Annotated in this window: 9 protein-coding genes and 1 pseudogene; 2 read left to right on the top strand and 8 right to left on the bottom strand. The window is 42.0% G+C overall.

Annotation, left to right across the window (positions count from 1 at the left end):
* Positions 1–66 precede the first annotated feature (66 nt).
* The 8 genes from Xind_RS16470 to prlC (Xind_RS16435) form a co-directional block, all read right to left on the bottom strand.
* Positions 67–2,232: a peptidase domain-containing ABC transporter gene (locus tag Xind_RS16470; protein WP_231571364.1), complete on the bottom strand. Its 2,166-nt coding sequence runs from the start codon at positions 2,230–2,232 to the stop codon at positions 67–69.
* On the bottom strand, positions 2,204–3,475 hold the full coding sequence (locus Xind_RS16465) for an HlyD family secretion protein (protein WP_187650501.1): 1,272 nt from the start codon (positions 3,473–3,475) through the stop codon (positions 2,204–2,206). The genes Xind_RS16470 and Xind_RS16465 overlap by 29 nt, the downstream gene beginning before the upstream one ends.
* Positions 3,456–4,355, bottom strand: a complete 900-nt coding sequence (locus Xind_RS16460; RefSeq protein ID WP_187650500.1) for a pepsin/retropepsin-like aspartic protease family protein — start codon at positions 4,353–4,355, stop codon at positions 3,456–3,458. The genes Xind_RS16465 and Xind_RS16460 overlap by 20 nt, the downstream gene beginning before the upstream one ends.
* A gap of 18 nt (positions 4,356–4,373) precedes the next feature.
* The gene (gene xyeB / locus Xind_RS16455; protein WP_187650499.1) at positions 4,374–5,552 is read right to left on the bottom strand and encodes a cyclophane-forming radical SAM/SPASM peptide maturase XyeB; all 1,179 of its coding nucleotides are present in this window, start codon (positions 5,550–5,552) and stop codon (positions 4,374–4,376) included.
* Between the two features lie 64 nt (positions 5,553–5,616).
* Complete coding sequence (xyeA, locus tag Xind_RS16450) at positions 5,617–5,772, bottom strand: XyeA family cyclophane-containing RiPP triceptide (protein ID WP_072032494.1); 156 nt, start codon at positions 5,770–5,772, stop codon at positions 5,617–5,619.
* A 350-nt stretch (positions 5,773–6,122) separates the two neighbouring features.
* Positions 6,123–6,866, bottom strand: coding sequence for a 16S rRNA (guanine(1516)-N(2))-methyltransferase RsmJ (rsmJ, locus tag Xind_RS16445; protein ID WP_187650498.1), 744 nt, complete (start codon positions 6,864–6,866; stop codon positions 6,123–6,125).
* A gap of 17 nt (positions 6,867–6,883) precedes the next feature.
* A complete protein-coding gene (gene prlC / locus Xind_RS16440) occupies positions 6,884–8,926 on the bottom strand; it encodes an oligopeptidase A (RefSeq protein WP_047680277.1) in 2,043 nt (680 codons plus the stop codon).
* Between the two features lie 232 nt (positions 8,927–9,158).
* The gene (prlC, locus tag Xind_RS16435; RefSeq protein WP_047680275.1) at positions 9,159–11,201 is read right to left on the bottom strand and encodes an oligopeptidase A; all 2,043 of its coding nucleotides are present in this window, start codon (positions 11,199–11,201) and stop codon (positions 9,159–9,161) included.
* A gap of 586 nt (positions 11,202–11,787) precedes the next feature.
* Here prlC (Xind_RS16435) and Xind_RS22790 point away from each other — a divergent pair.
* Together Xind_RS22790 and Xind_RS16430 are read left to right on the top strand one after the other, a co-directional pair.
* Entirely contained in the window at positions 11,788–11,913 is a 126-nt protein-coding gene (locus Xind_RS22790) for a hypothetical protein (RefSeq protein ID WP_255347634.1), read from the top strand.
* A gap of 916 nt (positions 11,914–12,829) precedes the next feature.
* Positions 12,830–13,961: pseudogene (locus Xind_RS16430) on the top strand (autotransporter outer membrane beta-barrel domain-containing protein); the annotation flags it as partial.

The raw sequence follows: 13,961 nt of genomic DNA, 5'->3' as shown, positions 1-13,961 counted from the left end.
GAACAATAGGTGATTTTTTGATGAATAAACCCCATGTTGCCATGGGGCTTAGAATCAAAAATACAATCAGAACAAAACAGTGCTGGAGATGTCAAATCTCGTAAAGGCTTTGTTTTTTAGATTATATATCCTATCCGCGACGGCAATCGTTTCTGGCCGATGGGCTACAAAAATGCGGGTAATAGACATTTGCTTTAAGGCTTCGTTTATCTTTCGTTCGTTAAAAACGTCTAGGTCGCTGGTAGCCTCATCAAGTAAGAGGATGCGCGGGCGTTTATAAAGCGCTCTTGCAAGAGATACGCGTTGTTTTTGTCCTCCTGAAAGAATACTTCCCATATCACCTATCATTGTTTCGTATTGCATCGGCATCGCCATAATCTCGTCGTGTATTGCTGCTGCTTTAGCACATTGATACATCCATTCAAGATCGGGTTGAGGGTCAAAGGAGGAAATATTATCCATCAAGGAAGCAGCAAAAAGTTTATCATCCTGCATTACAAATGCGGTGTGTCGACGATATTCGTCAATACCAATCTGCCGTAAGCTAGTACCATCAACTAATACATCCCCTGACTGAGGAATAGCTAAACCAGCTATTATTCTGAGAAGAGTTGATTTACCACAACCTGACGGGCCTATGATCGCTACGTTCTCGCCGGCATTAATCTCCATGTCGATGCCTTTAAAAATGAAGGGATCAGCTTCTCCGTAACGATAGGTGAGATTGTTAAGTGTTATCCGACCTGTTACGTTATTAAGAGATATCCGGTTTTTCGGATACCAGGCGCTTTCTGTTTTTGATGTTGCTATGTCTGTGAGACGATCCGAGTGTATTGATATAAGACGAAAGTTAAAGAGTGAATTTACCACCTTGATAAAACGGGTAAGGAACATATCAGAATAGAGCATAAAGGCAAATAGAATGCCTGTTGTTATTGCACTTTGCTCCATGAGATGACCACCAAAGAACAAAATTGTCGCCGATGAGAGTCCTGTAAGAAACCCGGATAAGGTTTGGTTTATGAGATCTATCTTAAATAAATGAGTCCGGGCATTAGCGGTATCAATCACCTTATTAATCCATGCAATACGACGATTTTCTGACAGAGCAAATACCTTGACACATGATACGTTTCGCACTGTCTCAAGGAAATGAGATGACTGCCGCGCCTCATTGGTAATTGCTTCAACTCTTGCACTCTTATATGTGTCATAGAATGCAAGTTTTACCCCAAGATAAATAGCAGCAATGAGCAGTGAAATCATGGCCAAGAGTGGGCTGTAACAGAACATCAGAGTAGCCAGCGTTAGCAGGATGAGTACATCAAGTAAAGACGTCAGCATTTCAGCAGTGAAAGCCTCCTTGATCTCATTGAGTGATGTCAGCCGGGAGACTATATCTCCCACATGACGTTTTTCAAAGAATGATAATGGCAGGCTGAGTAATCGGTTAAAAAAACCTATGCTCCACTGTATTCCCAGTGAGTAACGCATTGCCATTAGCGTCCAGGCCCGGATGATACTGAGGGCAGAGCGAAGGATAAGCAGAAAAATAACGCCAATAACAATCAGGTTTAACATCTCAAGGTCGCTGGAGCGTAACACTACATCAATAATAAATTGAGAACTTAGGGGGATTGAAAGAGCTAATCCTTCAATAAAGAGCGACAGCAGAATGATTTTTAACAGCGTGCTTCTAAGCCCGGACACCCCCCGGAACATATCTGTGATTGTGATGCTCTCACCCGTTTTCTCCTTTTTAAAATCAGACTGTGGCCATACTTCCAGAACTATCCCCGTGAATTTATTTGATAATTCTTTCAGAGAGATCACTCTTTTCCCTAAAGCAGGATCATGGATAACAGCATTTTTTATTGTGATTTTTTTTAATACCACAAAATGGTTAAAGGACCAGTGCAGGATGCATGGAAGCTTGACACTTCTGAGTTCTTCAAGCTCAAGGCGCATAGCTCTGGCATTCATATTTATTTTTCCTGCTACCGTGATGAGTTGCCTTAATGACATACCATTGCTCGATACGTCGAAAATCTTCCTCATACTGTAGACATCAGTCTCCCGGTTGTGCCAAGTCGCAATCATGGCTAGGCATGCTAATCCACATTCTGTGGTTTCTGTTTGCATGATTACAGGAAGTTTTTTGCCGAAAGACTCAAAAAAACCATTAATTTTGTGCTGCATTTTTTTATTGCATACTGTCGTTTGCTCGTTCATATACCCTCTTAACTGGCATAAAGAGCCACTCGTAAATTTTTCTAGCCCTTACATATATCTCTGTTTCTACTTTCATGCCCGGCAGAAGAAATATGCTTTTTTGCCTCGCTGTCATAACTGGTCGTACTATTATCCGAAAAAGCTCTTTACCTTTATTTTCATCGTTTGCCTGAGCGGATGGGGAAATATTTACTGGTGCTTCTGATATTGTTTCTATGATACCTGCAATCTTTCCATGCCATTGATATGGATATGCAGCCACTCGCATCTTTACCCGCTGCCCGTTAGCAATATCACCGAGAGAATCAGACGGAGAAAGCAGCTCAATTTTTGGCATTGCATTCCGGGGAATGAGTACAGCGATTTGTTGTCCTGCCTTTACCCTCTCACCTTTATGGACGGTTACGCTGGTTATCATTCCATCAAGTGGTGCAGTAATTAAATATTCTCTTTTTCTTTCTATCATCAGGATCTGTTGCTCTATGCCGGCAATTTCAGTTGCGATTGATTTCTTCGCGGAGTCTAATTCTCTGTCGATAGCAGATATTTTCTTTTTCAAATCCAGTAACTCTCCTTGCAGGGTAATTATCTTTACCCTTGCAGATGAGAGATTCACAGTAGCGGAATAATAATCTTTCTTCCTGTCTATAAATTCAGTGTCAAGTGCAAGACCTTTTTTCCTCAATTGTGCATATAAGCTAGATTTTTTTTCTAACCATTTCTTCTGCTCCTCCGATGTTTTTATAAGAATATTTAGGTTTTCTATTTCTTGTTCTTTATTTTTTATTTTTTCAATGAGATAAATTTTATTTTCATCAGCTTCTCTGGTAGTCATATTAAGTTTTTTCAAAAGTACATTCTGTTGGTTTCTCAAACGTACCTCTATTTCAAAGTTGGTAGCACCAAGATGCGTTTCAATTTCATCACTCACAGAAAAAATGACTTCACCTTGCTTAATTAATTTTTTTTCTAAGGCTGCTGATTGAATAACTACACCATCGTTTTGCGCAATTAATGACACAGCGGGGGGATCATAAACTACAATGCCTGTGACATTGACTCTTTCGCTGTAAGAACCAAATGTAATTATTGATATAATGAAAACGAAAGTCAGCATACCTGTCAGAAGACAAATGGAGAGACTTGATGGAATGTTCAGATAAGATGTACCAAGCCATCCTTCTCGCTTATGTTGCAGAGCTTCGATACGATAGATTGAATTTTCATTCTTTTCGGTGCTCATCGGAAAGAAAAACCTTCTTATTTTTAAAATCGATGATTATTTTTTTGTTTCTAAGGAAGCTGTTTCCTATAAGGCCGTCAACTTTTCCCATATGTTGAAAATGCCCGTCAACAATGACAGCGCCAAAATGTTCTGGTTTCCCGGTTATTGATTTAATTGTAAGCGTTGTGGCTTCACATCCTTTGTTATCCATTTCTGGATGAGCCGTTAAACAGCTTATCGGTCTATAGGACTTAAGCCTCTCACGCCATATCATAGATACGGTAGCGCCTGTATCCAGGATCATGTGATATTTATGACCTGACTGCTCGGCATCAAAGACCATTCCATCAGCGGACATTTGGAAAGTAAGTTCTGTAAAACCTTTTGGCGTTTTTCGATTACCAGTAAGACTATCCGCTATAATTAATGAATTAGAGATATAGTCCAGTGTTATTTGTTTGTCTTTAAAAGCACCGAGACCCACAACAGGAGTATCTGGCAATTTTCCTTTGTGATAAACCAATAGTCCCCATTGCTTAAATGGAGTTACAATCACATTTTTAAATTTCATATTATTTAAATCCAGAGAATTAACCAGATACTTTATATTTTCCTGAACTTTTCCGGTTAAATCGGTACTGTGATAAGTGTTTTCTTTTTTGAGTCCTTTTATTTTATTTATCTGATCTTCATAAAGGTAAAAATCCATAGAAGAGCCTGTATCAACCATTGCATATACTGGCTGACCGTCAATCATAAATGTTGTATAAGGAACAGAATATTTATCAAAGTTCAGTTTTAGTATTACAGGTTTTTCTATATTAGCAGGAGAATTCTCTGAAAAAGTAGCGATAATAAAAAATGAAAGTATTGCTAACCAATAATTAAATTTGATCATTGTTGGAGTTCACTATTCTTATTTTTGGATATTTTCTATTATTGTCTCTTCACTGATACCGGCCGCAATCAAGTGTGATGCAGCGCGACTGAGAAAAAGCCGCATGGATGGACAGAACACGGTTTTATTATGGAAACGATTTGTCTGAGAAAAACGATTTACCAGTCGGCCACCATGGCAGACTTTACTCCATATACAGCCGCAACAAGCGTCAGGTAACTCGTCGCTCAGCGAAAGATATTCTCTGACATTAGATGATTCGAGTACGCTTGCGAGAGTTAACTTGCTGACATGACCAATGGAGTTGAATATCTTATCCGAAGTTGAGCGTAAGGTATCATCGATGCGAAGCAGGCCGTCGGAAGTTACCGTGAAAGCATAAGCAGATTCAACATTAGCGCTGATGCCAAGAACACGGCTAAACTGATTATTGAGCATCGTACCGAGGTATGTGTTAAAGATCCTGACAAAAATATTTGGCTGGCCGTCAGCAAACCAGGCATCAAGCGCCTCATTAAGGAATCGGCCAATGCCCTCCGCGTCAATACCATCAGTATGCTGATCATCGGGTATGAGGAAATCAAAACGCTGACATTTAAGTTCCTTTGAGAAGTGGTGATAAATTTCCTCTCCATTCGCTTTAGCATTAGCCACAGAAAGAATTCCTGGTTCTACCGGGATGCGCCCTTGTGCCCAGGCATTCTGGAGCATGCGTAAGCCCTTAACTGTTCCCTCGTAAGTACTTTTTCCTTTTTGGTCCAGCCGGTGTCGGTCATTGATGTGTTTTGGGCCATCTATAGATATGCTTGCGTGCACTTGGTGTTTCTCAAAAAGCGCAATCCATTCATCATCAATCAGAATGCCATTAGTCTGTAACGCCAAAACTAGCCGAGAACTGCCATAGTTTCCCTCGCGGAGAATCTCGCACATTCGGTTGAAACGTTCTTTTTTCATCATCAGTGGCTCACCACCGTGAAAATCTACCTGGATCACTTCAATCTCGTTTTCTATTACAGAGCGTTCAAAGAATCCTCTCAGCGCAGCTACATTATCAAGAGATATGATTGGAGTACTATCGGCAGCCAGCGTGTTCCCCATGTTGAATACATAGCAGTAAGTACAATTGATATTGCATCGTTCACTGATTTTTAGAATTATTTCAATATGCTTAATCTTCTCATTTTTTACTATTGCCATTGTCACACCCTCCATGAAGAAAAAAGGAGGGAGAAACTGCTCCCTCCCATTGCACTTATGCTCATTACAATGCCTTGCTCCAGTTTGCAAAGGCATTCACCCAACCACCTGAAACTGTATCTAGCAGATTGTCAACGAGCTCTTTGCTCTGTGTTTTATTTTTGTCTGAATTGGTTACCTGGGCTTTGTTTTCTGCGATTTCACGTTGTAATTTGCTCATGATATCTCCTTGTTTTTTTGAATTAGATGCCACGCTGAAACTCGCGATGGCCTTTGGAGTATAGAGATAATTACCTATACAAACTATAAACAAATTGACAGCAATTTACATACAGTTGAGTTACAAGCAGGTGGTTTATAATCTAATGAGAAGCGATTGGTGGTAATACAGTAAAGTGACTTAATACATTGTAATTAAAATCAATTTTACCCAATCTTAATTGTTAGAATATGGCTGAGTTTGATGTTTTTGCCGTTATTATCACACGTTTCAACGGAAAGGCAGCCATTAGCTTTTCTGCTGTGGCTGCGTCTTTTTTCTTAGTCAGAACAACTAATTAGGTTATATGATCAACAAGGATAAATATCAAAACGGTGATTTTTGGTGGTAATCGCTGCGGATGCTTTAACCCCTGCTAATGGCTCTGCATAATCTGGTCGTTTCACCACAACACGGCGTTTTGCCAGTGCACGGGCTGGTGCTAATAGTGCATCGGCATCTTCATCTGCACCTACCAGCGACTGGAATACGCGCATCTCTTTTTTTACCAGTGCGCTTTTTTGTCGGTGTGGATACATTGGATCAAGATAAACCACATCAGGCTGTGGAGAGATATCCGTCAATGCGGTAATGCTTGAGGTGTGGATCAGTGTCATGCGCTCTTTCAGCCAGCCACCAATTTCTTCATCCTGATATCCACGTTGTAGCCCGTCCTCTAATAAAGCCGCGACGACAGGATGGCGTTCCAGCATTCTGACATGGCAGCCGATTGCCGCCAGCACAAAAGCATCACGCCCTAGCCCTGCCGTTGCATCAACCACTGTGGGTAAATAGTCTTTCTTGATACCAACGGCTTTGGCAACAGCTTCACCACGCCCGCCACCGAAGCGGCGACGATGCGCCATCGTACCAGCAACGAAATCGACATAAATCCCGCCTAGCTTGGGTTCGTCGCGCTTGCGCAGTTCCAGCCGTTCTGGAGTCAATACCAAAGCCATAGTGGAATCTTCATCGTGTATCAGACCCCAACGTTCAGCTAACTGAGATAAGGCGCTGTTATCAGCGCCTTGTTCGCAGATTAAACAAATCTTCACGCGAATTTCCACACAAGTTATCCAGTGATACCGACGCTTTTCAGCATTGCATCCAGTTTGGGTTCGCGACCACGAAAGCGAACAAACAGCGTCATTGGGTCTTCTGAACCGCCACGGGACAGGATATTGTCAAGGAACGACTGACCGGTTGTACGATTGAAAATCCCTTCTTCAGAGAAACGGGAGTAAGCATCTGCTGCGAGCACATCAGCCCAGAGATAGCTGTAATAACCTGCTGCATAACCACCATTGAATATATGGCTGAAAGAGTTAGGAAAACGGTTCCACTCTGGTGACGGAACGACAGCGACCTGTTTCTTCACAGATTGTAAGGTTGGCAGGATTTGCGCCCCTTTTGCCGGATCATATTCAGAGTACAGACGGAAATCAAACAGACCAAACTCCAACTGACGCAGGAGAAACATTGCGGCCTGATAGTTTTTCGCTGCCAGCATGTTATCCAGCATCTCTTGTGGCAGAGGTTCTTTAGTCTCATAGTGACCGGAGATAAATGCCAGTGCTTCCGGCTCCCAACACCAGTTTTCCATAAACTGGCTTGGTTGCTCAACCGCATCCCACGGCACACCATTGATACCGGAAACATCCAGTGTTTCAATTTCGGTCAGCATATGGTGCAAGCCATGACCAAACTCATGGAACAGTGTTATCACTTCATCGTGAGTAAACAGAGCAGGTTTATCACCAATTGGTTTATTGAAATTACAGGTCAGGTAAGCAACAGGTTTCTGTATTTCACCGGCAGCGTGGCGCATCCTGCCAGCGCAGTCGTCCATCCATGCGCCGCCACGCTTATGCTCACGGGCGTAGAGATCCAGATAGAAACTGCCACGCAATGTCTGCTTTTCATCATACAGTTCAAAGAAGCGAACATCAGGGTGCCAGGTTTCGACATCGTGTCGCTCTTTAGCTGTGATGCCATAAATACGATGGACAACTTCAAACAATCCTTCAATTACCTGTTGTTCAGGGAAATAAGGACGCAGTTGTTCATCATCAATGGAGAAATGATGTTGTTTCTGTTTTTCGCTGTAGTACGTCAGATCCCATGCTTCCAGCTTATCAACACCAAAATGTGAACGGGCAAAGGCGGTCAGCTCTTCCAGTTCCTTTTTGCCTTGACCATGAGCACGATGAGCCAGATCATTTAGGAAATCCAGCACCTGCTGAGGTGTTTTAGCCATTTTGGTGGCAAGGGAGTGTTCGGCGTAGTTTTTGAAACCTAGCAATTGAGCGAGTTCATGACGTAATGCCAACATTTCCGCCATAATGGCATTATTGTCCCATTTTCCGGCATCAGGCCCTTGATCAGATGCGCGGGTAGTGTAGGCATAATACATTTCCTGACGCAGTTCGCGGTTATCAGCATAAGTCATGACAGGAAGATAGCTTGGCATATTCAGCGTCAACAGCCAGCCTTCCTGATCTTTGGCTTCTGCGGCGGCTTTGGCTGCTGTTTTGGCACTTTCAGGTAAACCAGCCAGATCATTTTCATCGGTAATGAGCTTCGTCCAGCCCATGGTGGCATCCAGCACATTATTGCCGAATTGGGAACCGAGCTCTGATAGACGGGCGGTGATTTCACCGTAGCGTTTTTGTTTCTCTTCTGGCAAGCCAATGCCTGTTAACTCAAAATCACGCAGCGTATCTGCAATAGATTTGCGCTGGGCCTGGGACAGAGATTCAAAAGAATGGCTTTCTTTGAGCGACTTATAAGCCTGATATAGTCCTTTATGTTGCCCAAGCCAAGTACTGAATTCGGAAAGTAGGGGCAGGCTTTGCTCATAGGCTTCGCGAAGCTCTGGGCTATTTTTGACGGCGTTCAGATGTCCGACAGGTGACCACATACGGGAAAGCTTGTCTGATGCTTCAGAAAGTGGTTGGCACAGGTTATCCCAGGTGAAAATTGAGTTCTCGGTTAAAATCTTCTCAACTACTTGACGGTAGTTCGCCAGCGTTTCTTTTACAGCAGGAACCACATGTTTAGGTTCAATCTCAGCGAACTTAGGCAATACTGAAGATATCAGTAACGGATTAATCATAATGAGAGCCTTTTTTGTCTGTGGGTATAAGCTGTGATCAGCTTGATATCCCATTATGGGTTATTGACGATAGATGGGGATAAGATAGCGTGAGTTCAATGCTGATATTGTATTGTGATGTGTGGCGATATGCGAATCATTAGGTTCTTTTTATGCCGGTGGGCAGTGATAATGAAATAAGGCCCTGTTATCAGCGCCTTATTCATGCAGTTTAACAAATTAACACAAATGATTATTCCGTGATGCCAAGTCTTTTCAGCAGTGCATCCAGTGATGGTTTACGGCCACGGAAGCGAATAAACAGCGTCATTGGATCCATCGAACCACCAAGAGTCAAATAATCATCAAGGAACGATTGACCGGTTGTGCGGTTGAAAATGCCCTCCTCAGAGAAGCGGGAGTAAGCGTCCGCCGCCAGCACATCTGCCCACATGTAGCTGTAGTAGCCTGCTGCATAGCCACCGCTAAAAATATGGCTGAACGAGTGCGGGAAGCGATCATCATCTTGTGTTGGAACCACAGAAACATGCTCTTCCACTGATTGAAGTATTGGCAGAATTTGTGCGCCTTTTGCCGGGTCATATTCAACGTGCAGGCGGAAATCAAACAGACCAAACTTCAACTGACGCAGTACGGACATAGCAGACTGAAAATTCTTCGCTGCTAGCATATTATCCAGCATTTCTTTCGGCAGAGGCTCTTTGGTTTCATAATGACCAGAGATAAATGCCAATGCCTCTGGCTCCCAACACCAGTTCTCCATAAACTGACTTGGACATTCCACAGCATCCCACGGTACACCGTTAGTGCCGGCAACATCCAGGGTTTCAACCAGGGTTAACATGGAGTGCAAACCGTGTCCGAATTCATGGAACAGCGTTTTCACTTCAGAGTGTGTGAACAGAGCGGGTTTATCACCTACAGGTCCATTGAAGTTGCAGTTAATAAAAACGACAGGTTTCTGCAACTCACCGGAAGCAAGGCGCATTCTGTCAACATAGCTGCTCTTCCATGCTCCGCCTCTTTTATTTTCGCGGGCATAGAGATCCAGATAACAGCTACCGCGTAATGTCTGCTTTTCATCATACAGGTCAAAGAAGCGGACATCAGGATGCCAGGTTTCTACATCATGGCGCTCTTTCGCGGTAATACCATAAATGCGGCGGACAACTTCAAACAGCCCATTGAGTGCGCGTTGTTCAGGGAAATAAGCACGTAGCTGTTCTTCATCAAAAGAGAAATCATGCTGTTTCTGTTTTTCGCTGTAGTACTTCACATCCCAGCCTTCCAGATCATCAATCCAATAGTGAGAGAAGGCAAAATCACAAAGTTCTTCCATCTCCCTTTCACCCTGACGATGGGCGCGGTTGACCAGATCGTTTAAGAAATCCAGAACTTCTTGTGGTGTCTTCGCCATTTTGGTAGCGAGAGAGTTTTCGGCATAGTTTTTAAAGCCTAATAGCAGAGCGCGTTCATGACGCAGAGCGAGAATTTCCTCCATAATCGAGGTATTGTCCCATTTGCAGGCATTTGGCCCTAGCTCAGAAGCACGAGTTATATAGGCAGTATATATTTCTTCACGCAGGTCACGGTCATCAGCATAGCTTATGACAGAATTATAAATGGGGGGATCCAGTGTCAGTAACCAGCCATCCAACCCTTTCGCTTTGGCGGCGGCTTTGGCCGCATTTTGGGCGCTTTCAGGTAAACCCGACAGATCGCATTCGTCAGTGATGAGCTTAGTCCACCCCATGGTGGCATCCAATACATTATTGCCAAACTGGGAACTCAGTTCAGATAAACGGGCTGTGATCTCACCGTAGCGTTTTTGTTTCTCTTCCGGCAAGGCAACACCGGACAATGTAAAATCAAGCAGCGTATCTTCAATGGCTTTGCGCTGCGATTGGGGTAGCTCCCTGAATGCCGGATTTTCTTTCAGTGATTTATACGCCTGATATAATCCTTTGTGTTGTCCCATCCAAGTATCGAACTCGGCAACCATGCGGAGGCACTGCTCATAAGCTACCCGGAATTCCGGGCTATTCTTGACGGCATTGAGGTGTTTGACTGGAGACCAGACACGTCCAAATTGATTTTTCGCTTCGGAGATTGGTTGGCACAAATTATCCCAGGTAAATGGGGAATTTTCGGTCAGTACTTTCTCAATCACCTGACGATAGTTGGCTAACCTTTCCTTTACAGCTGGTACAACATGTTCTGCTTTAATAGAAGCAAATTTGGGTAGTCCAGAAGATTCTAGTAATGGATTAGTCATAATTAGCGCCTTATTAGTATATTTGGGTATACCGATATCCCAAAGGGTTGGTGTTGAAAGACGGGAATAAGATAGCGTGAGTTCACTGCAAATACCGCCATTTTATGTGAACAATTACTCTCTTTTTATATCAGTGATCTGTGAAATGACGCGATAACATCAGTGATAGGTTCAATGTCAAATAATCCGTCATTCCGCACCTAATTCAGGAATAAACCGCTTTATATTGTGAGCCCAATAAACTCAACAGCTCATGGTGGTAAGATTATATTCCTGTCACCATTTTATGTTCTTGAGAAATTCAAAGGTGCTGATCCCTTCAAAAGCCAGAAATACCCACCGCGCGGCGGGCGCTTTATGAATTATTTAAAACGATCTCTTACAACGTTTTTGAAACATACCAACTGTTGAACTGTTGTCTTCATTTGGTAAAACCGTTTAAAAAGATGTCGTAACGTTAGTTGTAATACGGTCTGGAAGTTTTACGCCTGGCGGCGTCACTTGGTAATCGCTATGCTTTTACTCAAGTGACGCCGCTCATCTTTTCGCTCCCAATACCGTGACTCGAAGATAACGAAGATGCCAAATGTTTCAAATGGCATACCGTTATATCGACGCTGGTAAAGGTCGCGAAGCTCTCGACGTATTTACAAAAGACGCATTACATCAACCAACACGTTTGAAAGGGTTCATCTACTTTGATGAACTTTAGTTGAATGTTTCTTAATCGCTTTAGTGATCCCCGTTTTCAAAGAATAAACGGGTTTACCCAGAGTATTTACTGTCTGCCTTTTCAGGTCTGGCAGATGGTGTAGTCACCCAAAGGCGTTCCTCTCAGATTGCCAGAACATTGATTGGCTACCATAAGGTAGCGTTACAACGATAAAAATCTTACACTGGCAATTAATGGTCGTCAGTGCTTTAAAATCACCCCACAAAAAATGTCTTCTAAAGAATAAAAGCGTTTTTATATAAACTTAGAAATTATTTCTAATGGATATACTCGAGTATTTGACTACACTGTTATTACATAACATATCGGCACCGACTACCATATATATTTACTACCAATAACATTAATTTCACTTGAAGAACAAAAAATTACATATAAACTAAAAAATCGAAGTGCCAAACCATAAATTAAACTATTAAATGTATTTCATAATAATTTTTTCCTCACTTAAATCTCACGGTTGTTATATTTATTAACAACAAAAAATGGATATTTACCCTTTAAAAAATTATTTAAATCTAATTTTCAGGTGACAAAGGCAATGTTATAAATCCGAATCTTTATCCTTAAAATATAAACATTGCTCTTTACACATAGTTTACTATTAAAGTTTAAAAATTGGTTTATTAATGATGATCTTCTTTATATCAAACAAAAAATTACATTTTTGCAAGATAATCATCTTAAAAAACAAGATAAAGAAGTATATTATTACAAAGACCTGAATTCAAGATCCTCTATGATCTTCACCAGTAACCACTTTAATACAATCATTAATATCAAATTTTAGTTGGAATAATCGACGATATGGTAAATATATTCTACAGTAATAATGAATCTAGTAGGCTCTACTTAATTATTTAAATGAAAATCAGGTTATTTAGGGATTCCTCTTATGAAGATATACAGACATTCAGTATTCCCAATAACTCTTAGAGTGGCTTTATTTTTCTTTCCTGGAATAAGCGTTGATGCAATCGCGGATTCATCATCATGCGGTTCGTCGAATACAAATACCACTATCTCTCAAAATGAGACAACCTCTTGTAATCTCTCATCAGGCGAAAATCTTACTATCAAGAAGGACGTATCAATTGATGTTCCTCAAGGGAATGACGTCAACGATATCTACGATCTGAAATACAGTGCGGTCAATATCGGTACTAACCATATTCTGGAAAAAAAAATTTCCGTTACTAGCATTGAAAATAATGGTTTTTTGCAGGGAACCAGTGGGGTCACGGTAACTGCCAATGGTTCTGTTGGGCGGTTGCTTAATAATGGAACCATAAGTGGAGTGAGCGGTGCCGTATGGGTTTCTGGTCGAATAAATACGCTGGATAATTATGGCTCAATCACAGCTAATAATAATCCTAATTCATTTAATGCAATAATGATCAAAGAAGCGATTGGCTCCAATAATGGTCCATATGGATACGTAGATACCCTCCTAAATCGCGGATCGATTGATGGGATAACTGTTATATCTTCAACACTTAAGACTCTTGATAATAGTGGCATATTGACATCTCTGAAGGATAATATCAGCTCTAATCTCGCAACATTTGTTATTGATGCTGGCAGTAATGTCGATACTTTTAATAATGATGGAACAGTGACTGGCCCCAAGCATGGTGTTCTGGTTCAAAATGGAGGACGGCTCGGAAACCTCAATAATCGCTCTGGAAGTAAAGGGATCACAGTTGAGCAGGACGCAATTCAGGTCGCCGGGCAAGGCGAGGCTCTACTGGATGGTTCCAGCATGAGGCCGTCCAGGATAAAACAGATTACCAATGCTTCCTTGCTATATGGAAAGCGAAATGGAATTTCTATCGACGCTAAAGGCGTTGTTGATACCATCACGAATGCGTCTGGAGGCGTGATACGCGGAGATAAGTTTTCTATTAATAATAAAGGCACCATTACTCATGGTATTTCTAATTCAGGCACTATTAATGGCGATGTGGAACTTGGCAACGCCAGTCTTTATATGTCTGGCCCAAATGCAACCCTGAAGGGCAATGTGT

It is taken from the genome of Xenorhabdus indica, from assembly GCF_014467235.1.
Classification (GTDB): domain Bacteria; phylum Pseudomonadota; class Gammaproteobacteria; order Enterobacterales; family Enterobacteriaceae; genus Xenorhabdus; species Xenorhabdus indica.
This window is presented reverse-complemented; position numbering and strand designations above follow the sequence as displayed.